Source organism: Parachitinimonas caeni (genome assembly GCF_030129945.1).
Classification (GTDB): Bacteria; Pseudomonadota; Gammaproteobacteria; order Burkholderiales; family Chitinimonadaceae; genus Parachitinimonas; species Parachitinimonas caeni.
Genome location: NZ_JARRAF010000008.1, coordinates 122,623 through 142,710 on the forward strand (window position 1 = coordinate 122,623; position 20,088 = coordinate 142,710).

Below are 20,088 nucleotides of genomic sequence, written 5' to 3' on the forward strand. Positions count from 1 at the left end.
GCTATCGGATTTACATGACAGACCCCACTACCCCTTCTTATCGCGCCGGATTCCTGGCTATCGTTGGCCGCCCCAATGTCGGCAAGTCGACCTTGCTCAATCAATTGGTTGGACAGAAGCTCAGCATCACGTCGAATAAGGCACAGACCACACGTCATCGTATTACGGGTATCCGTACCGATGCTGACGCACAATGGGTGTTTGTTGATACTCCCGGCTTTCAGACCAAGTATCGCAGTGCTTTGAATCAAGCAATGAATCGGGGCGTAACCACCACTTTGCAGGACGTGGACGTAGTGCTCTTCGTGATTGAAGCCTTGCGCTTTGATCAGAAGGACCGGGACGTACTAAAGCTTTTGCCGAAGAACCGACCTGTCGTACTGGTTATCAATAAAGTCGATGAGTTGGAAAAGAAAGACGCCCTGCTACCGTTTATCGAGAAAATTGCCAAAGAGTTCGACTTTCAAGCCATCGTCCCTGTGTCTGCACAGAAGGAGATGCGGCTAGATGTACTGCTTGATGCCATCCGCCCACTATTGCCTGAAGGTGAGCTGATCTACCCGGAAGATCAAGTTACAGATCGCAGTGAACGATTTCTTGCCGCAGAGTTGATTCGGGAAAAGATCTTCCGATTGCTCGGCGACGAGCTGCCCTATTCAACCACGGTTGAAATCGAGAAGTTCGAACTCGAAGGGGCAATGAAGAAGATCTACGCATCCATACTGGTTGATCGTCCCAACCAGAAGGCCATTCTTATCGGCAAGAATGGCGAAAAGCTCAAGCGTATTGCCAGCGAAGCGCGTACAGACATGGAAGTCATGTTTGACTGCAAGGTGTACTTGCAAGTCTGGATCAAAGTCAAAAGCGGTTGGGCTGATGACACCCGATTGATTCGCCAATATGGCTACGAGTAAGCGGGTCGAATCCGCCAGCACCTTTCTGCTCCATCACTATCCCTACCGGGAAACCAGCCTCATCATTGATGTATTCAGCCGCGAACATGGCCGCCACAGTCTGGTGGCCAGAGGTGCCCGGCGACCACGAGCCGCATTGAGGGGCCTTTTGCTGGCCTTTCAGCCCTTGCTGCTGTCGTGGTTTGGCAATAACGAGCTAAAGACCCTGCACTCTGCTGAATGGCAGGGAGGCGTTCCACAACTCACCGGCCGCGCTCTGATGTGCGGCTTTTATCTGAACGAACTTCTCATCAAGCTTCTTCCTCGCGAAGACCCGCATCCCGAAATCTTTGATGCCTATGAGAAGGCGATCAAAGCACTTGCTCGCGGCGCCAGCAGCGAACTAGAACCCACCCTTCGTTGCTTTGAACTTGCACTGCTGGCAGGTCTGGGTTACGCACCGACCTTGCAACTCGATAGTACCGGCAAACCGATTGAAGCATCCCGCAGCTATTGCTTTGTGCCAGAACAAGGGGCGCACGCAGAAATCCGTATTGAGACAGGGGTGACGATTGCAGGGCAATCCTTGCTCGACATGGCGGTTGGCGATTACCGTTCACCCTTGACTCTACAACAAAGCAAGCTTTTAATGCGCAGCCTGCTTACTCAGTTACTGGGTGATGCACCACTGTATACACGTCGCCTGTTGCAAGACCTGCAGAGCCTGTAAGCACTACTACCCTCCCGACAGGTCAACCGCCAACGATACCGGCAAGTGGTAGATATTCAGTACCCGAAGATCTTTAGCAGCGAGTGAGTCATGGGGTCACTGCCCGAGCGAACTTTGAGCCAAGGCGATCAAGCATGCCGATCAGCACACGCAGGTGATGGCGGCATCGGCCTCTCCGCCGCCAGACTCGCACAGCCCAGATATTCAGAATCAACAGAGGAGACACGGATGATTGCCCTTGGCGTCAACATTGATCATGTCGCTACACTGCGGCAAGCGCGCGGCACCATCTATCCCAGTCCGACCCAGGCTGCACTTATCGCAGAATCCGCTGGAGCAGACCTCATTACCTTGCATTTACGGGAAGATCGACGCCACATTGTCGACAACGACGTCTTCGTTATGCGGGCGGCTTTGCAAACCCGCATGAACCTGGAAATGGCCGTTACCGACGAGATGCTCGAAATCGCCCTGCGCGTAAAACCTCAGGATGTCTGTCTGGTGCCAGAACGGCGCGAGGAACGCACCACTGAGGGGGGACTGGATGTTGTGCGTCACTACAATCGTGTCAAGGATTTCACGCGAACCTTGCAGGATGCGGGCATTCGGGTCTCCCTTTTTATCGCCCCAGACGAAGAAGCGCTGCGTGCAGCGCATGAGTTGGGTGCCCCAGTAGTCGAATTGCATACCGGCGCCTACGCAGAATCGCATGGCGAAGCCATGCAGCAGGAGCTTAGCCGCATCAAGGCCGCCGCTACGCTGGGGGATGACCTTGGCTTAGTCGTCAATGCGGGACATGGGCTCAACTATCACAACGTCCAACCGATCGCCGCCATACCAAGTATCCGAGAACTCAATATCGGCCACGCCATTATTGCCCAGGCAATCTGGGTAGGTCTGGCGGACGCTGTTCGAAGCATGAAAGCGCTCATGCGCGAAGCGCAGCAAATGCGGGGGTAGTTGAATGATCTACGGCATTGGAACCGATCTAGTAGAGAACGCCCGCATTGCGGAGCTTTATGAAAAATACGGCGACCGCTTCCTCGGGCAAATCCTGACCGAGGCGGAACGGGCGGAGTTTGTACAGGCCAAACAACCCGTTGCCTTTCTGGCCAAGCGATTCGCCGCCAAGGAAGCCTTCGCCAAAGCACTGGGAACGGGGATACGGCACCCGGTTTCATTTGGCAAGATCGGTGTCGGCCACGAGAAAGGGGGGCGCCCCCTGCTGCAATTTGATGATTCAGTGCGCGATTTGATGGCTGAACGTGGCGTCAGCCGGGCTCACTTGAGTATTTCGGATGAACACAGCATGACCGCTGCGTTTGTCGTACTGGAAGCAAGCCAGGGAGTATCAGCGTGAGCATTCCGAACATCCCCCTAGGCCCTGTCATGGTCGATGTGCAGGGATTCGCACTGACCGAGGAAGAACGGCACCGACTGATTCATCCTCTGGTAGGTGGCGTGATTCTGTTCTCGCGCAATTTCCAGTCTCCGCAGCAAATTGCCGAGCTATGTAATGCCATCAAGCAACTTCGAACCCCTGCCCTACTGATTGCCGTCGATCACGAAGGTGGGCGCGTGCAGCGGTTCAGAGAAGGCTTTACCCGTATTCCACCAATGCAGGCAGTAGGAGAGGTATACGATCAATCAGCCGATGACGGTTTGGCACTGGCTACCGAAATTGGCTGGATCATCGGCAGTGAACTGGCCGCCTATGGCATCGACTTCAGTTTCACACCCGTTCTGGATGTGAACCATCAGCGTTCCGGTGTCATCGGCAATCGCAGCCTGCACCAGAATCCTGCCATCATCACCTTGCTGGCACGCGCCCTGACGGAAGGGCTGCAACAAGCCGGCATGTCCGCAGTCGGCAAGCATTTCCCTGGTCATGGCTACGTCGAGGCAGACTCCCACCATGCTATTCCTGTAGATGAGCGCAGTCTGGCGCAAATCGAGCAGGCTGATTTGGTTCCGTTTCGCTCGCTCGCCCAACACGGTATGGCGGCCGTCATGCCCGCCCATGTGGTCTACCCGCAGGTAGATCAACAACCAGCCGGCTATTCAGCGATCTGGCTTCAACAAATCCTGAGGCAGGCACTCCAGTTTGATGGCGTGATTTTCAGTGACGATCTATGCATGGAAGGTGCTGCAGGCGCCGGAAGCATCACCGCCAGAGCCGAATTGGCGTTTCAGGCAGGCTGCGACATGGTATTGGTTTGCAACCAACCTGCGCTGGCCGATGAATTGCTGCACACGCTGGCACGTACCCCAGACAAACAGAGCCACACGCGTCTGGAACGTATGCGGGCCCAGCCACGTCTAAGCTTGCAGCAACTACAACAAGATGCGCGTTGGATGGTGGCCCACCAAAAGATTACGGCGCTATCGCAGAAGCTGGCGGGGATGGATAGCGGCATAACCGTTGGCGAAGCACCTCCTCCCTGCGCCTGAAGCCCCGCGACCCTCTGGCCGGCAAGCCTCGCTGGCGGAGGGTGCAATGAGTGGTCTATACATAATAGTAACTTCGGAAAAGGAGTTAAGGCATGATCAACCTCGCACACCAGCCCAACTATGTTGCCGTGACCGTCGCGGGTGAATTCAACTTGGCTGACTATAAGGAGTTCGAGGAAAACGTCCTGTATCAGATCAAATTTCATGGTCCAGCAAGTTTGCTGTTTGATTTGACGGAAATGCTCGACTACACACTGGATGTGGTGTGGGAGGAGATTCGTTTCAGCCGCGCGCATCGTCGGGACTTCGGCAAGATTGCCGTCGTTACCAATGACCAGTGGGTCACCTGGTCGGCTTGGATTGCCAGACTATTTGTGGATGCTGAGGTACAAATCTTCAGCGACACCACGGAAGCCGAGATCTGGCTCGATTCCGAAGCAGAGCTGGCAAGCCAACAAAATCCGTCCAGCTGATTGCCGTCGCGGAGTATCCAGTGCAAGCCAGACTCTCCGCCGGTCACGAGGTACTTTCGACCTCGCGGGGCCATATGTAGATGGCCACCTAGGCTCTGTTGACAATTTGTTTTCAGCCGCGCCGGATTTGGGCCTGCTGCAGTATTGACTGTCAGGCTGTTGGCTTACGTCGCCATGCAGTACAGCCTGTGCGCCCAGACGGGAAACCGCGTGGCTTACCACCAAGCGGCACGCTTTTCGCCTTTCATCCGGCCCAAATCCGACGAAACGCGATCCGAAAACAAAATGTCAACCGAGCCTAGCGCCAACAAGTATTTCATGCGATGTTGGCATTCCGGATGCAAGTGGCAGGAACTGCGTATAACCATAAAGCTGCGTCTTGATTGAGGGCTTGAAATCGCTTCTTGTTGAACTGCCTTCAAATCCTTGACAAGCCTAGCCTCACGTTGAATATGACACATACCGATTGGTAATTTGTCATAATCCCCACACTTACCTTATTTCTTTGGCGGCAACTGGCTGCCGGCGGGCATCGATGCGGGAAATACTGAATTCGATCAATTCCTTGTTCAACCGAGAACAAGATCCTTTCGAGAGTCCCAAATCTGCGGCCTCTTGGATGAAGAAGATCCGCCTGACCGAGGTATCAGCCCAGCTGGGCAAGGTACAAGAGGCGGTACATCGTTTTGCTCAAAAAGACCACCCCCTGAATCTGGCAGCCCTGCAGGCACTGCTGCTGATTGACGAACAGGCACAACCTGCCTTCGATCTGGTTCGGCAGCAATATATTCAGAACCCGAGAATGTCGAAGCAGATTGAAGAAAAGCTATGGCAAGACATTGTCGGCTTTTCGCGCGATATGCTGGCGGCCTACCAGCGCTTTGTTCTGCTGGAGGAACCCAAGCCCGAAGAGGCTTCGGAGTTTCAGAAGCTGACAGCGATCATGCTGGCCCGGGCGTTGCACTACATCAGCATTCAGATGAAGTGGCATTTTTTCCGGTTTTCAGCGCCGGACCCCAAACTCTGGAGTGCCGCCCATCAGATCTATCGGCTGTCTGAAGTCAGCGATGTCGATAGCGATCCCTTTTCGCTCTACCCTGCCCTGTCCTCGCCCACAACCTCCTGCGCGGATGAGTACGTGCAGATCATGATGTTGGCGACCCTCAACAATGGCAATTTCAGCTTTCGGCAGTTTGACTGGGCCGATAGATGGCTGGATTCCTGGTCGCGCCATATTCAGATCGAGCGCAAGTACCGCGCCAATGTCCACCAGTTTTGTCTGAATCTGCAGGAGCCCGCAGGCCCCAGCAAGATTCACGATCAAGTTGATGGCGAAACGATGCGCTATTGGGGGGTGATCGAGTTGCTGGCTGAGATGACCAAGATCATCAAGCAGCTGGAGGCCGGCGAAAGTCCGCAACGCCTCGGCTTGGGCGACGACTGCCGCATGCCGGGTTGCCTGGACTTCATGAAGCAGCTGGAAATCCTTTGGTCACGCGAGCTGACCCATCAGATTCACCGCAGCGAGCGCCACAAGGTCAATAAATTGGTGGAAGTGGTGCAGGGCCTGAACAATATCTTTCAGGCAATCCGGCAGGATGATGACCGCATCATGTCTGTGCAGACGATGAAGCGCACGCCTGAGAGCGCCGAAGTCATGGACATGAAACTCTATGGCTTCGTGACCGACCGCACAAAGCAACGCATGGCGGAAATGCAGAACAAGCACTCGAGCTATGCACCTCGCCATCTGGAAACCGTGTCGTGGGTGCTTGAGAACCAGAGTGAAGGCGGTTTCGGCGCTGTATTGCCAGTCAATGGCAACGACTGGGTGCGTCTAGGCGTGCTGGTTGGCATGCGTAACGACGCCAACAGCAACTGGATTCTGGCGGTGATTCGTCGGCTTAACCGGATTGATACCGAGCATCTGTACGCCGGGCTGCAGATCCTCTCTACCGCCTCGGTGTCTGTCACCATGCGGTCGGAAGACGAGCATCGCCGCCCATCTGCCTTGTCGATGAGCGCCGATGGCCTGGATACCTTCGGTGCGATTGTGCCGCGCTTGGGCCTGTACATTCCGCACCAAACCGAAGGCAAACGCATCAATACCATGCTGATCCAGGCAGCAGACTACTCAATGGATCGCTTCTACCACGTCACCGCCCGCGATAAGCATTTCACGGTGAAGTTGGGTGATATGCTGGAAAAAGGACCGGACTGGATCTGGTCTTCGGTCGATCTCCTGCGCAAAGACTAGGTTCTGTTGACATAAGGTTTACAGTCGCGCCGAGCCGAGTTTTGGGGCAGGGCTAGGCAGGGTAAGCGCGGTTTAGCGAGCTAAATAAGCGAACCCTAACGACGCACTGCCCCAAAAATCGACCCGGCCCGCAGGGTTTCACCGGAAAACGGCCTGGACCTGTGTTGCAGAGCGCTTGCATAGAATGACTATGCGGCGCGCTCTGCGCCTTGCTCCAGGCCATTTTCCGGTGAAACGCGATCTGCAAACCTTACGTCAACAGAACCTAGGTTCTGTTGACGTTGAATTTCCAGAACGGCAATTCAACGGCGGCAGACCCGGAGGCAGTACGGCGATTCTGCTACCAGCGGGCAGCAAATCGCCGTTTTACATTCCCCGTACGACTGCGCTGACCAGACACTATGAGTGGTTCAGGGCGCGTAACGGGGGCGTCGCCAGTACCTTGCGCAGCAAAGGCCAGGCGGCAAGCAGCACCCCGGCAGCACCGCCGACCAGCCCCCCCACGGGCAAATACCAGTTGAAGTTCCACCCCAGCTCAAACAGCTTGCTGGCAGCCAAAGCACCCGTCAGCAAGGCAGCCAGACCGGCCAGCACTCCTGCTACCCCGCCTACCATCAACAGCTCGGTACTCATGGCCTGCCACACCACCCTGCTCGAAGCGCCAAGCGTTCGTAGAATCGCGGCCTCCCGTCTGCGCTCATCCTGCGTTGACAGTGTTGCGGCATAGAGCACGGTTAATCCCGCCAGCAAGCTGAATGCAAACACATATTCAATCGCCTCTGCGGCCCGGGTCAGCATGGAACGAACCTCATTCAGAATCACGGTGACATCGATAATTGTCAGGTTCGGATAAGTTCGTACCAAGCCATTCACAAATGCCTGCTTGTCGGCCCTCACATGAAAGCTGGTGAGATAGCTGGCAGGCACCCCGCCCAGCAGGGCGTGGCTGCCCACGACAAAGAAATTGGGCTGGAATGAATCCCAATTCACCTTGCGCAGGCTGGTAACAGGTGCTTCAAAGCGTCGGCCATCAATCATGAATACCAGCCTGTCGCCCAGTTTGATGCCCAAGCGCTCGGCCAGACTTTCCTCAACCGAAAATTCTGGCACCGCGTCATTTAGCGGTCGACCAGCGACCAGGCGATTGTCCTTGCGCAGCGAGTCTCCCCAGGAGAGATTGAACTCACGCTCCGCCAGATTACGCGCCCGCTCATCCTTATAGCTGTCTGGCTTCAGCACCTTGTCTCCAATCGACAGCAAGCGTGCCCGGATCATCGGCGCAAAAGTCGGGGCAGTCATACCGTTGGCGCGGAAGGCGGAAGCAATCGGTGCCCGCTGATCTGGCTGGATATTGATTCCAAAACGATTGGGTGCATCGGGTGGCAGCGATCGCGCCCAAGCGGAAAGCAAGTCTCCACGCACCACCACCAGCAGCAACAACGCCATTATCCCCAGGGATAACGCCACAATCTGCGCCACCGACATAACCCGGCGCCGGGCCAGATTGGCCACGCCAAAACGAAACCCCGGCCCCAACGGCAAAGCCAGATGCGTGCTTAGCCACAACAGCAGCCAGGCTCCTGTCGCAGACAACAAGATGGTGCCGCCCATTCCGGCGAGCGCCAGGGCAGCCAGCAGGGCATCGCCAGCCTGCCAGCCAATCAGGCCGCACAGAACCAGAGCTCCCAAGCCCCAGGCCACGCGCTCGTTGGCGGCGGGTGCCAGATCACGCCGGATCACTCTCAGTGGCGACACCTTTTGCAGACGCAACAAAGGCGGCAAGCAGAAGCCAAACAGCAACGTCACGCCAACCGTAAAGCCACTCAATGCCGGCCACCAGGACAATGGCGGCAAGTCGGTCTTCACAAAGGTTGCCAAGCTGCTGACCAAGGCAAAATGCGCCATTACCCCAACACCGAGCCCCAGTGCACCAGCCAGCAAGGCAAGCAACACATACTGCCGCAGGAACAGGCTGACAATCAGGCGCTGGCTGGCCCCCAATGTGCGTAACAACGCTACCGGATCAAGATGCCGCTCAACATAACGGCGCGCTGCCAGCGATATGGAAGCAGCTGCCAGAAAGACACTGACCAGCGCTGACAAGCGCAGAAAGCGCTCCGAACGTTCGAGCGATGTTCTGACTTCAGGCCGAGCCTCCCGCACGTCCTCGATACGCTGGCCGCGCTGCAGTTTTGGCGCCGCCCAGGCCCGATACGCCTTGATGGCATCAGCAGGCCCGGCCAGCAGCAAGCGGTAGCGAATCCGGCTGCCTGTCTGAATCAAGCCCGTGGACGCCACATCGGCCGCCGGGATCAGCAGACGGGGCACAAAATTGTAGAGATCCATCGCCGCATCCGGCTCCCGCTGGATCGCCTCGACAATCCGGAACGAGCGTTCACCCAGAACAATGGTGTCCCCGGGTTTGAGGCCGAGGCTATCGAAAAGACGTTGGTCGCCCCAGGCCGTACCGGGGCTTGGCGCCGCCACCGTTTCGCGGTAGCTGTCCGGCCGTCCCAGCCGCACTTTGCCACGCAGCGGATAATTGGGCGTCACGGCCTTGATGGTGGTCAGCTGTGCCTTGTCGCCGATCTGCACCATGCTGGGAAAAATCGTCGTCTGCGCCAGCGCGAGGTTCAGACGCTTGGCCTCGGCGCGAAAAGCATCAGGAATCGGCTGATCGGCACTCATCACCAAGTCTGCTGCCAGCATCTGGTCAGCTTCCCGCTCCAACGCCCTTGCTACACGATCGGTAAACAAACCGACGCTGCTCATCGCCGCAATGGCCACCACCAGGGCCACCAGCATCACCGTCAGTTCGCCGGCCCGTAGATCGCGCCGCAACATCCTGGCGGCCAAGCTCCATCCTGCGGCAACCATTACACGCCCTCCCGTTCGACGACCTTGCCACCCGCCAGCCGCAACCGGCATTGGCAACGCTGGGCCAGACGGTCATCATGCGTGACCAGCACCAGCGTCGTGGCATGCTCGCGATTCAGGTCAAACAGCAGATCAATAATTGCCGCCCCCGTCTGCGTATCCAGATTGCCGGTTGGCTCATCGGCAAACAGCAGGTCGGGCGTGGTGGCAAATGCCCGTGCAATCGCCACCCGCTGTTGTTCGCCGCCCGACAGCTGCTTGGGATAATGCCTCAGCCGCTCCCCCAAACCCACCCGACGCAGGATCGCCTCGGCCTCGCGCCGGGCATTGGCGCGGCCAGCCAGCTCCAGCGGTAGCGCGGCGTTATCCAAGGCGGTCAGCGCACCAAGCAGCTGGAAGGACTGGAACACAAAGCCGATACGCTCCGCACGCAATTTGGCCCTGCCATCCTCGTCAAGCCGGTTCAGCGACTGGCCAACCAGCGTAACCTCGCCCGACGTAGGCATATCCAGCCCCGCCAACAATCCAAGCAGAGTAGACTTGCCCGAGCCCGAGGCACCGACAATCGCCAGGCTGGCTGCGGGCGGCAACTCGAAGCCAACCGAGTCTAGAATGGTCAGTGTGTCAGTCTGCATACCGACTTGCTTGGTCAAACCTTCAGCCCGCACAATCGGGCCCTTTGCAAATTCTGGGGTCATAGACATGTTGGAAATGCGTTGGGTATCAGGTTCTGTTGACTTTGGTCTGGCGATTATGAAGCGCCTGGGTCAACAAAGCCTTGGGGTTATTTGTCTGGCTTGGGCCCTGGCTGCCGGAGCAACCGAACCCACCCAGTCCTCGATGACGCTGGTAGCCGCCAAAACATCACATGAAGCAAAAATCCTGGTATTCGGCGATAGCCTGTCGGCAGGCTATGGCATCCGTGTCGAGCAATCCTGGCCCGCGCTGGTACAACAGCAGCTGGGGCCGAAGGTTCAGGTTATCAATGCCAGCCAGTCTGGCGAAACCACTGCCGGAGGACTGACGCGCCTGCCAGCGCTGCTGGCCGAGCATAAACCCAGTATCGTCATCATTGAGCTGGGTGCCAACGATGGCTTGCGGGGACTACCCATTGACGCAGCCCGAGCCAATCTCGACCGAATGATCACCCTAAGCCGCGACACCGGAGCCAGAGTACTGCTGCTGGCCATGCGCCTACCGCCCAACTTCGGCCCCGCTTACACGGCCAAGTTCCGCAATATGTACGATCAGCTTGCCACCCAGCACAAGTTGCCCCCACCACCGTTCCTGCTGGATGGTCTGGCGGATCGCCCCGACCAGTTCCAGGCAGACCAGCTGCACCCCACGGCGCAGGCGCAGCCACAGCTGGTGATCAATATCATGCCGACGTTGAAGCGCATGCTTGAACCCGCCAAAAAGAAGAAGTAACGGTCACAACCGCCACCCGGCAAGCCTCGCGGCATCTGGCTTCCTGGCTCATTCATTCCGACCCGAGACCCGTATGACATCCCGAAGAATCGCTTTGATCACCGGTGCCAGTGGCGGCATTGGCGCCGCCACGGCCCTGCGCATGGCCCAGGCCGGGTTTGATCTGGTCTTGCACTACCACCAAAACCGCCAGGGCGCCGATGACCTCGCCAGGCAGTGCCGGGAGCGGGAAAGCCAGGTCTGGCTGATGCAAGCCGACCTGCGGGAAGAAACCGCCATTGAACACCTGTTTGCCGAAATAGATGCGCACTGCGGGCCGCTCCATGCCCTGATCAACAATGCCGGGATCGTGCAACCGCAGATGCGGGTCGAGACCATGAGTGCTGCGCGCCTGACGAATACCTTTGCGAGCAACGTGCTCAGCGTCTTTCTGTGCAGCCGCGAAGCCGTCAAGCGCATGTCCACCCGACACGGCGGGCGCGGCGGGGTAATCGTCAATGTCTCGTCTGCTGCGGCGCGGCTGGGGTCACCAGGCGAATATGTGGACTATGCCGCTGCGAAAGCCGCCATCGATGCGCTGACTAAAGGCCTCTCCCTCGAAGTGGCGAGCGAAGGCATCCGGGTAAATGCAGTACGGCCGGGCTATATCGACACCCCGATCCACGCCAAAGCCGGCGACCCGCGACGCCTGGCCCGGTTGGCACCGAATATTCCGATGCAGCGCTGCGGCCAAAGCGAAGAAGTCGCCCATGCCATTCACTGGTTGGCCTCCGACGAGGCATCTTATGTGACTGGCGCCTTCATCGACTGTGCAGGTGGCCGCTAGCCAGCCCCCTCATACTCAATCTGCGCCAGCATGCCTGAAATCTACCCTGCCAGCCCTCCCGACATCCCCGACCAACTGACCCAGGCCAGCCCCGGCTACCGGATAAAGGCCTGGCTGGCCCTGTTGGTTCTGGCTGGATTCGTGCTGCTTTATCTGGGTTTGACCAGCTGGTTCTGCTGGACCAGCTACCGCTTGTTCCTGCCGCTGTTCAAAGGGGGAAGCACCAGCTTTGTCAGCATCGTCGTGGCCATCTGTGCGGCCTTTTTCGGCTTTTTCATGCTCAAGGGCCTGTTGTCGGTCCGGCATTCCGGGAAACGTGAAGGCATCGAGGTCACCGCCCAGCAAGAACCAACACTGTTTCGCTTTCTGGAGCGACTGGCCTCCGAGGCAGGTGCCCCCAAGCCACACCGGGTCTTTCTATCGGCACGCGTCAACGCTTCGGTCTCTTACGACCTTTCGATCGTCAATCTGCTGTTTCCTACCCGCAAGAATCTCGAAATCGGCCTGGGCCTGGTCAATGTCTTGACCCTCAGCGAACTCAAAGCGGTGCTCGCCCACGAGTTCGGCCACTTTGCCCAGCGCTCGATGGCGGTCGGGCGCTGGGTCTACATTGCCGAGCAGATCGCCAGCAACATCGTCGCCCAGCGTGATGCTTTCGATCATTTTCTGAACAGCCTGCGTCGCTCCGACATCCGAGTTGCCTGGGTGGGCATGTTGTTGTCGTTGGTGGTCTGGTCGATCCGCTCGGTGCTGGATAGCGCATTCAGGCTGGTAACACTGGCCCAGCGTGCGCTGTCCCGGGAAATGGAAATGCAGGCAGATCTGGTGGCCGTGGCGCTGACAGGTTCGGATGATCTGGTACACGCACTCTATAAAACGGCCAGCGCCGAAGATGCCTGGGAGCGGGCGATTGCCTTCGCCAATGGCGAAATCGGCCGGGGCCGCGCCACGCGCGATCTGTTTGCGGTACAAGCCCGCGTCATCCAGCACATGCGGGTAATTTTGAATTCGCCGGTCTACGGCAAGCTGCCGCCCATGAAGAAAGCCCCGGAACAGCATCGGGTGTTCAAAGTCGATCTGGCGCAGCCTTCGCAGATGTGGTCCACCCATCCGCTCAACCACGAGCGCGAGGAAAATGCCAAGCGTATCTATATCCCCTCGCCTCACGACAGCCGCAGCGCCTGGAGCCTGTTTGCCGACGCCAACGCCCGCCGCGAGCAGTTGACGGATCTGCTGACCCACAACGCCACCGATCTGCCTCCCAAGGCCAGCCTCGAACAATCCCTGCAGGCGCTGGATGTACAGTATCGGCGGTTGTTCCTTAACCGCTTTTATCGCGGCGCCTATCTGGGCCGTTCGGTCGTGCGATTTGCCCGACAAGCTAGCGACCTGTACGGACCATCGCTGGAGACGGCGCTGGCGGACCTTGCCGGGCTGTATCCCGAATCGCTGGCCCGCGATCTCGACAAACTACGTCGGCTGGAACGGGAGTGCGCACAGCTCGAAGCCTTGCGCGATGGCTTTCTGTCCGCCCCTGGCGGCACCATCCGGCACGGCGGCAAAACTTTGCAAAGAAGAGACCTGCCCAAAGCCATCGAATCCTTGCGCAAGGCCAAAGACCGGGTACAGCAACGCATCTGGGATCATGACCGGCGCGTCCGCACCGCACACCGCGCCGCCGCACGACGTTTGGGCCACGGCTGGGAAGCCTATCTGGTAGGGCTACTGAGCGTGTTGCATTACGCCGATCACAGCGATGCCAATCTGACCGATGCACGCGGCTTGCTGGCAAACGTCGTCAGCGTGGTAACGGTTTCCGGCTCGGTTAACAAGAAAGGGCGGGCGCGGGTCCTGGCCTGTGCCAAGGAAGTCTACGCCGCGCTTTGCAGCATTTACGGCCATCGGCAGCAAGTGCGGCTCGACAGCCAGCTGCTCAAACGCATGGATCTGGAAAGCTGGGACAAAGCCCTGGGGGAGCTGCAGCTGATTGCCCCTGACGCGTACAACCTGGGCGACTGGCTACAGGTGATTGACCAATGGGTCAACACCACATCGAACGCACTCTCCACCTTGCGCACGGCCACGCTTGAAGAATTGCTGACCACCGAAGCGCTGGTGGCCAAGGCGCTGCATGACCAGCAGGCGATCGCGCCTGCACCGGCCCCCAGCCAGGTGCCGGGCGACTTCCCCACCCTGTTGCCCGGTGATGAGCGCGAGCGCCAGACCCGGCTCGACTGGTGGTCACGTTTTCAGACCGCAGATGGCACCTGGGCCACCTTCGCCCGCACCGCTGTCGCCTGCTCGATTGTCGGCATCGTGCTCGGGTTTGGCGACTCGGTCGGCAACAATCAGGTCTACCTCTACAACGGCCTGACCCGTCCGGTGATCGTGCAGATTGACGCGCAACAGGCTGAATTGAGTGCCGGCCAGATGACCCTGCTGGAACTCAAAACCAACCGAGCCGTTCAGATTTCAACACGAACCCTGGAAGGGCACCCGATCGAACAGTTTGAGGCGCCTCTCGAAGCCGGTAACAACCACTATGTCTACAACGTTGCCGCCGCCAGCCCGCTGATTGAATGGACCGCCAGTTACGGCACCACCACCGAAACCGCCCCGCTCCAACTTGGCGCACCACGCTGGACCACGACCAGTGTTGATTTCCCGTTTGTCCAGCCACCCGATTCGATCCAGACCAAACAGGGCGGCACCACACGCACCGTATTGAGCGGAATGGCTGACGCCAGCCCTGCTGCCATGCTCGACACCCTGAAAAATACTGATGATCAGGCCCGGTTGATTGCCACTCGCGCCCGCTGGGATGACATCCGCACGCCGAATACCCTTTACTGGTTGCAACGGGCCAGCGAACTGCCGCAGTTTGAATCGCTGATGCGCAGCAGGCTGCGCGAACAGCCGGCAGAAATTCCAACCTGGCGGATGCTGCAAGATCTGCTGCCGACGCGACAAAGACAAGCAATCTGTCAGGAGCACCAGACCCGGGCCCAGGCCAACCCGCAACACGCCGGCTGGCATTACCTGACTGCACGCTGCCTGCCGGATGCCGCCTTGCGGGACGCCGCCTTCATCGATGGCGCTACACGCTGGCCACAGCATGGCTGGTTCAGTTATGCCGCCGGGGGCGTTCTGGCAGAGCGTGGCGATTGGCAAGCAGCCTTGCCACTGCTGGAAAGGGCAGCCACCCAGGAACCCGCATTGGCAGATTACGCTGCCGTGGCTGCCGCACGGGTGCGCCGAGCCTTGCTCGGCGAATCGGCCCCCCTCGCTGACCTGGCCCACCATTCACGCGAGCTGCAAGGGCTGCTGCGCCTGGAGTCGGGCAGCCTGGAGCCAGCCAACCCCTGGCGAGCGATCAGCCAGCTGAAAGACGGAAAGCTGACTGAAGCCCTGGCAACCGCCGCCAACACCGAACAGCTGGAAGCGATGGTCATTCGACTTGCTGCCGCGTCAGAAGGCAGCAGCCCCCTCCTGCTTAACAAGGCATTGCAGCTACCGATCAACCAGGGCATCACCGCGCAAACGCTCTGGCCTGCCTACGCTCTGGCATTACGCCATCAGGCCAATGTCGCCCACTTTAAGCCGCTGCTTGCCCGGATGCGAGGTGAAGAGCCCGGTCGTCTGCTACAGTTCGTCGAAGCCCTGACTGGGCAGCCCGATCTAGCCCTTGCCAACCGGCTGCTGCAAAACCTGCCACCCGAGCTACGGGGACAAGCAGCCAGCATGGGCTTGATCCTGCTGGGAGATGCCGCCCCCGCCGCATGGCGCACCGAAGCCAGGCGCCTGCTGTTTGCCAGTGAGCGGCCATATTTTCGCGACACATCCACTACCACCCCACCTTAGGTTCTGTTGACGTAAGGTTTACAGTCGCGCCAGGCCGTGTGTTGGCGCGGGGCTATACCCGCAAGGAGTAGGCCGTGGATGGTAAGGGGCTAAAGCCCCAGCCACCACGCACGGCAGGGTAAGCGCGGTTTAGCGGGCTAAATAAGCGACCCCTAACGACGCCACGCCCCGGAGGGCTTCGCCGGAAAATGGCCTGGAACAAGGCGCAGAGCGTGACGCATAGGCATTCTATGCAAGCGCTCTGCAACGCAAGGCCAGGCCCTTTTCCGGCGAAACGCAATCTGCAAACCTAACGTCAACAGAACCTAGGCTCAAGACAGACACCATGCCCGCCCCACCCCCAATCCACATCCGCGCTGTACAGGAATTCGAAGAACCTGCCTACGCCGCCCAAGTCGAGCAGATCTTTGGGGACAAGGCACGGGTCCCGCTGCTGGCAGAGCGTCTAGACAGAAATGAACTGATGGAAGGTCGCCGGCTAAGAGCCACCCTGCCGCAGCCACAGCGTTTACGGATGGCTGCTTATGCCGGCGATGCCCTGGTCGGTTGGAGTAGCGGGTGGTATGAGGTCGGTGGTACGTTTTACATGGCCAGCTCGGCCGTGATGCCCGAATGGCGCCGACAGGGCATTTACAGCCGACTGGTTCAGGCAATTATCGAAGAAGTAAAAAGCCAGGGTGGTGCCCAGATCCGCTCGCGTCACGTTGCCAGCAATAATCCGGTTCTGATTGCCAAGCTGAAGCTGGGTTTCATGATTACCGGCACCGAATACTCCGAAGAACTGGGCCTGCTGGTATTGCTGAATCACTATCTATACCCGGGTCGCAAGGGATTATTTGTTGAACGGACGACGCCGTTTTCCCGGGAAAACCGATTTGAAACACGATAAGTTCGCTGCTTTTTTTCTCGCAACCGCCACCTCAGGCTAGACCCTGTTGACGTTTTCATGCAAGCGAGTGATTTTAAATGGGGAATTTAAATACGGGTTTATAAATCCCCTTTTAAATCAGGAAATTATTTCAAAACATCAGCAGTGCCTAAGCCATACATGGAAAGTATCAACATGCTAGATACCATCAAGGCCGCAGATCAAATGTATGCCAATCACCTGCGCAAGGGCGCTGATGACCCATACCACACGATATTCCCGAAGTTCTGCCAACGCTGTAGCGCCATTCCTGATGCCGCCATCCTCGAAGTGGGTTCGCGGGAGGTCAGTGGAGTCAGCCGGCGCCCCCACTTCGCTGCTGCCCGTTATGTCGGCATGGATATCCACGAGGGGCCGGGTGTAGATCTTGTCGGAGACGCCCATCAACTCAGCAGCATTTTTCCCGCTAATCATTTCGATGCCTTGTTTTCGATTTCCGTATTCGAGCATCTGGCGTTTCCATGGAAAGCGGCCATGGAGATCAATACGGTGCTGAAACCAGGCGGCATCGTTTACATCTCCACCCACCCGGTCTGGCCGCCCCATGAACTACCGTGGGACTTCTGGCGCTTTCCGCTAGGTGGGTTGCGTCTGTTATTCAGTGAAGCACTGGGTTTTCGTGTGCTTGAAGCCACAGAGGGCATTCCAGGTCGCGTTCACTCAATGGTTGATGATCCTCCCACGCGAGATCTGCCCTATTTCGAGCTGTCCTTGGGGGTGGCACTGATTGCAGAAAAAATCGCGGATTACGATCGGGAAAAGTTGCGATGGGATCTCCCGATCGCATCGGTGCTGGATTCGCTATATCCAAAACGCTGAGCGGTGGCGTGGCATTCACAACGCTGGTCTGGAGAAAACAGGCACCTGTCAGATGGTGTCTGGCCCTCCCACTGCTGGCGGGCACCTCTCGGACCCTGCGGAGATAACCGCGTGGTGCCGAGGCACAGTGTTGCCCTGAACCTGATTTCAGTCAGACCGGAGCCCGTTTAGCGCAGAAACCAATGGATTTGGCGCGGTAGATTGATTGGTTTAGGCTCAGTTGATGCTTTCAATCAAGCAATTGATTTTAAATGGGAATAATGAGCTTTAAATTTCCCTAATCCTATTAAAAATCAATCAGCCTTTTAAATGTATCAACAGGGACTAAGGAGTGATTCACAGGCTCAGTCCCAATACTCAACCCGTTGCGACCGGAAATGAAACATCGACAAAGCCTAGCGATGCCGGCGATCTACCTGCTGGCCTGCTTGCCACAAGCTGCCTGCACCAGCCTGCCACAGCCCTCCCTCACCAGCATGGCACAAGCCGTCGATGCTCCAGCCTTCGACAGCCTGCCTCGGCAGCTGCGGGAAGCCATTGTCGCCAGCCAGACCGCCCTACGCCCACAATCCCCCAGTCATGATGCAGAGGTCATCCGACAACGCGGGCCCATTTTTGCCGACGGAGATACCCTGACCTTCAGCTATCGGGGGCTGGCTGATAGCGTCAGCAGCTGCTGCGTGATCCGACAGTCCCTGCAGCAACTGGCACCCGATCTTTGGGCGGGCAGTGTGCGGATTCGCGGGTTGCAGCAGGCGCGGCTCGATATCAGTCTGCTGCCACAAATCAACGGTCAAGCGCAAACCACCACCACCTTGCAGTGGCGTGGGCCCGAGACCAGCGCCGATCCGCTGGCGGCCGATCCATTGCGTGGCCGGCTCAGTCTTTATCGGCTCGCCAGCACGGCCCTGGCCGCCGAGCGCAATGTACGGGTCTATGAGCCCCCTGGCCCGCATACCGGCCCATTGCCAGTGGTATATCTGACCGATGCCGAGTGGCTATTGCCACCCCTGGCTGCGTTGGTCGAGCCACTGATTCTGCAAGGACAGCTGCCGCCGGTCCTGCTGGTGGGGGTGGATGCCGCCTCCCCCAAAGCCGGTGCAGATCCACGCGGGGAGGAATACCTCTGGTCACGGCATTCACCACAGTACGCCCGGCATGCCGAGTTTTTCGTGAAGGAACTGAGCCTGTGGGCCGAGCAGGAACTGGCAGCTTCCCCGCTTCCTGCGGATCGTGTCGTTGCCGGAGTATCAAACGGTGCGTCATTTGCTGCCTCAATCAGCAGCCAGCACCCACGCCACTTCGGGTATGCGCTGGTGCTATCGAGCGGGGTTTTGCCCCCTTCGCCCCTGCCAGTCGGCCGGGAAGCTCCGGCTTACTATCTTTATGCCGGTCGGCTCGAACCGGAGTTCTTTACCCAGACCGCAGCGCTTGCCCACCTTCTGGGCATTAATCAAGTCAGGTTGAAATGGGTCGATGGCGTCAGCGGCCACCAGCTCGCCGCCTGGTTACCCGCCTTGGTCGAGGGACTGCGTTGGGCACTCGCACAACGTTGAGTTGATGTGCCAGACACACAGCCTTTGCCGTTTGCTAACGATTTTTAAAAATTTTTTTCGGGGTGCTTGATCTGCGTCAGAGCAGATTTTTTCCCGAAAATACTCTCAACTTACAGAACTGAAAGCTCTGCTCATTCGATCGACCGATCTAGCCGATCAGACTAACCCGACCCAACCAATCTGTTGCAGCGCTTTCGACCGAAGGTTGAAAAATCTGAATAGGCGATACCCGGCAATCGGGCCGTATTTCCGCTTTATGACAAAGGCGTGACCTTTTAGCCTATCTCCCTTTTTTTCTCGACTTGCCATACCGCTGGTTTGGACAAAGTTCCTCTCACCGCGCCGCTAAAAAAACCCGACGAATCAAGCAGTCCTGACCGTGCAAGACCCGCCGTTTTATTTGCAGTGCGCAATGAATTTTTTTAAACAGCGTTGTATGGTAGTGGCGTTGCCAAGCGAAAGCAGACGATGCCCGCCCCCGGATTTTGCCGATTCCTTCTCATGGTTTTTCTGGTCAGCTGGGGCAGCGCCCATGCCAACGCAGGGTTACGCGAACCGGAAGCCCCCGCAGGTTGCAACATCGAACAGGCCGCCCGCACGCATCGCGAACTACGCCATCAACCGGGGCACTTTGATGGTGCCAGCCGCCATGACGCGGTGGACCGGTGGAATGGCCCCCTGCACAGCGCCATGCAGTGTCTGGCCAAGGCATTTGGCCAAGGGGGGCAGGATATTTTACGGCTCCGGCAATTGATGGGGCCGGTAGACAAAATCATTAACGCTCAGGATGCGCAGGTCAGGCCGCTCAAAGACGGCTTTGCGCCCAACGCCCGCCAGTTCTGGATCTACCACTGGCGTGGTGAACACGACTATCTGGTTTTTGCCATTCGCCAGCGTTCGGTCTTGGCCGTGCGCTGGTACTACGCCGGTGAATAGAGGTGCGCCGGTGGCGCGTGCAGTCGTGCGCGTACACAACACCTCCGACTACG

16 protein-coding genes are annotated in these 20,088 nt (G+C 58.2%); 14 read left to right on the top strand and 2 right to left on the bottom strand.

Annotated elements, in window-relative coordinates:
• Positions 1-14: 14 nt before the first annotated feature.
• From era to PZA18_RS09300, 7 genes are all read left to right on the top strand, one after another.
• A complete protein-coding gene (gene era, locus PZA18_RS09270; RefSeq protein ID WP_284100547.1) occupies positions 15-914 on the top strand; it encodes a GTPase Era in 900 nt (299 codons plus the stop codon).
• Positions 901-1,623 (top strand): DNA repair protein RecO, encoded by a 723-nt coding sequence (gene recO, locus PZA18_RS09275; protein WP_284100548.1) that lies wholly within the window; start codon positions 901-903, stop codon positions 1,621-1,623. Before era ends, recO begins: the two co-directional genes overlap by 14 nt.
• A gap of 228 nt (positions 1,624-1,851) precedes the next feature.
• Positions 1,852-2,583: a pyridoxine 5'-phosphate synthase gene (gene pdxJ / locus PZA18_RS09280; protein WP_284100549.1), complete on the top strand. Its 732-nt coding sequence runs from the start codon at positions 1,852-1,854 to the stop codon at positions 2,581-2,583.
• Between the two features lie 4 nt (positions 2,584-2,587).
• The gene (gene acpS, locus PZA18_RS09285; protein ID WP_284100550.1) at positions 2,588-2,983 is read left to right on the top strand and encodes a holo-ACP synthase; all 396 of its coding nucleotides are present in this window, start codon (positions 2,588-2,590) and stop codon (positions 2,981-2,983) included.
• Positions 2,980-4,074 (top strand): beta-N-acetylhexosaminidase, encoded by a 1,095-nt coding sequence (gene nagZ / locus PZA18_RS09290; RefSeq protein WP_284100551.1) that lies wholly within the window; start codon positions 2,980-2,982, stop codon positions 4,072-4,074. Before acpS ends, nagZ begins: the two co-directional genes overlap by 4 nt.
• 92 nt (positions 4,075-4,166) lie before the next feature.
• Positions 4,167-4,547 (top strand): SpoIIAA family protein, encoded by a 381-nt coding sequence (locus PZA18_RS09295; RefSeq protein ID WP_284100552.1) that lies wholly within the window; start codon positions 4,167-4,169, stop codon positions 4,545-4,547.
• A 619-nt stretch (positions 4,548-5,166) separates the two neighbouring features.
• Complete coding sequence (locus PZA18_RS09300) at positions 5,167-6,804, top strand: hypothetical protein (protein WP_284100553.1); 1,638 nt, start codon at positions 5,167-5,169, stop codon at positions 6,802-6,804.
• A 399-nt stretch (positions 6,805-7,203) separates the two neighbouring features.
• Here PZA18_RS09300 and PZA18_RS09305 read toward each other — a convergent pair whose 3' ends face one another.
• Together PZA18_RS09305 and PZA18_RS09310 are read right to left on the bottom strand one after the other, a co-directional pair.
• Positions 7,204-9,681, bottom strand: a complete 2,478-nt coding sequence (locus PZA18_RS09305; protein ID WP_284100554.1) for an ABC transporter permease — start codon at positions 9,679-9,681, stop codon at positions 7,204-7,206.
• Entirely contained in the window at positions 9,681-10,385 is a 705-nt protein-coding gene (locus PZA18_RS09310) for an ABC transporter ATP-binding protein (RefSeq protein WP_284100555.1), read from the bottom strand. Before PZA18_RS09310 ends, PZA18_RS09305 begins: the two co-directional genes overlap by 1 nt.
• Here PZA18_RS09310 and PZA18_RS09315 point away from each other — a divergent pair.
• The 7 genes from PZA18_RS09315 (at position 10,384) to PZA18_RS09345 (ending at position 20,035) form a co-directional block, all read left to right on the top strand.
• Positions 10,384-11,109, top strand: coding sequence for an arylesterase (locus PZA18_RS09315; protein ID WP_284100556.1), 726 nt, complete (start codon positions 10,384-10,386; stop codon positions 11,107-11,109). The genes PZA18_RS09310 and PZA18_RS09315 overlap by 2 nt on opposite strands.
• Before the next feature lie 73 nt (positions 11,110-11,182).
• Complete coding sequence (locus PZA18_RS09320) at positions 11,183-11,935, top strand: SDR family oxidoreductase (RefSeq protein WP_284100557.1); 753 nt, start codon at positions 11,183-11,185, stop codon at positions 11,933-11,935.
• 30 nt (positions 11,936-11,965) lie between these two features.
• Positions 11,966-15,796, top strand: a complete 3,831-nt coding sequence (locus tag PZA18_RS09325) for a M48 family metallopeptidase (RefSeq protein WP_284100558.1) — start codon at positions 11,966-11,968, stop codon at positions 15,794-15,796.
• Between the two features lie 325 nt (positions 15,797-16,121).
• The gene (locus PZA18_RS09330) at positions 16,122-16,685 is read left to right on the top strand and encodes a GNAT family N-acetyltransferase (protein ID WP_284100559.1); all 564 of its coding nucleotides are present in this window, start codon (positions 16,122-16,124) and stop codon (positions 16,683-16,685) included.
• 174 nt (positions 16,686-16,859) lie between these two features.
• A complete protein-coding gene (locus PZA18_RS09335) occupies positions 16,860-17,543 on the top strand; it encodes a class I SAM-dependent methyltransferase (protein WP_284100560.1) in 684 nt (227 codons plus the stop codon).
• A 377-nt stretch (positions 17,544-17,920) separates the two neighbouring features.
• Positions 17,921-19,099 (top strand): alpha/beta hydrolase, encoded by a 1,179-nt coding sequence (locus PZA18_RS09340; protein WP_284100561.1) that lies wholly within the window; start codon positions 17,921-17,923, stop codon positions 19,097-19,099.
• Positions 19,100-19,600: 501 nt separating this feature from the next.
• Positions 19,601-20,035, top strand: a complete 435-nt coding sequence (locus PZA18_RS09345; RefSeq protein ID WP_284100562.1) for a hypothetical protein — start codon at positions 19,601-19,603, stop codon at positions 20,033-20,035.
• Positions 20,036-20,088 lie beyond the last annotated feature (53 nt).

What these genes read in the sequence shown, in the direction of transcription:
- era (WP_284100547.1), top strand. Translation starts at nt 15, where the DNA reads ATGACAGACCCCACTACCCCTTCTTATCGCGCCGGATTCCTGGCTATC.
- recO (WP_284100548.1), top strand. Translation starts at nt 901, where the DNA reads ATGGCTACGAGTAAGCGGGTCGAATCCGCCAGCACCTTTCTGCTCCAT.
- pdxJ (WP_284100549.1), top strand. Translation starts at nt 1,852, where the DNA reads ATGATTGCCCTTGGCGTCAACATTGATCATGTCGCTACACTGCGGCAA.
- acpS (WP_284100550.1), top strand. Translation starts at nt 2,588, where the DNA reads ATGATCTACGGCATTGGAACCGATCTAGTAGAGAACGCCCGCATTGCG.
- PZA18_RS09295 (WP_284100552.1), top strand. Translation starts at nt 4,167, where the DNA reads ATGATCAACCTCGCACACCAGCCCAACTATGTTGCCGTGACCGTCGCG.
- PZA18_RS09300 (WP_284100553.1), top strand. Translation starts at nt 5,167, where the DNA reads ATGAAGAAGATCCGCCTGACCGAGGTATCAGCCCAGCTGGGCAAGGTA.
- PZA18_RS09305 (WP_284100554.1), bottom strand. Translation starts at nt 9,681, where the DNA reads ATGGTTGCCGCAGGATGGAGCTTGGCCGCCAGGATGTTGCGGCGCGAT.
- PZA18_RS09315 (WP_284100556.1), top strand. Translation starts at nt 10,384, where the DNA reads ATGTTGGAAATGCGTTGGGTATCAGGTTCTGTTGACTTTGGTCTGGCG.
- PZA18_RS09310 (WP_284100555.1), bottom strand. Translation starts at nt 10,385, where the DNA reads ATGTCTATGACCCCAGAATTTGCAAAGGGCCCGATTGTGCGGGCTGAA.
- PZA18_RS09320 (WP_284100557.1), top strand. Translation starts at nt 11,183, where the DNA reads ATGACATCCCGAAGAATCGCTTTGATCACCGGTGCCAGTGGCGGCATT.
- PZA18_RS09325 (WP_284100558.1), top strand. Translation starts at nt 11,966, where the DNA reads ATGCCTGAAATCTACCCTGCCAGCCCTCCCGACATCCCCGACCAACTG.
- PZA18_RS09330 (WP_284100559.1), top strand. Translation starts at nt 16,122, where the DNA reads ATGCCCGCCCCACCCCCAATCCACATCCGCGCTGTACAGGAATTCGAA.
- PZA18_RS09335 (WP_284100560.1), top strand. Translation starts at nt 16,860, where the DNA reads ATGCTAGATACCATCAAGGCCGCAGATCAAATGTATGCCAATCACCTG.
- PZA18_RS09340 (WP_284100561.1), top strand. Translation starts at nt 17,921, where the DNA reads ATGAAACATCGACAAAGCCTAGCGATGCCGGCGATCTACCTGCTGGCC.
- PZA18_RS09345 (WP_284100562.1), top strand. Translation starts at nt 19,601, where the DNA reads ATGGTTTTTCTGGTCAGCTGGGGCAGCGCCCATGCCAACGCAGGGTTA.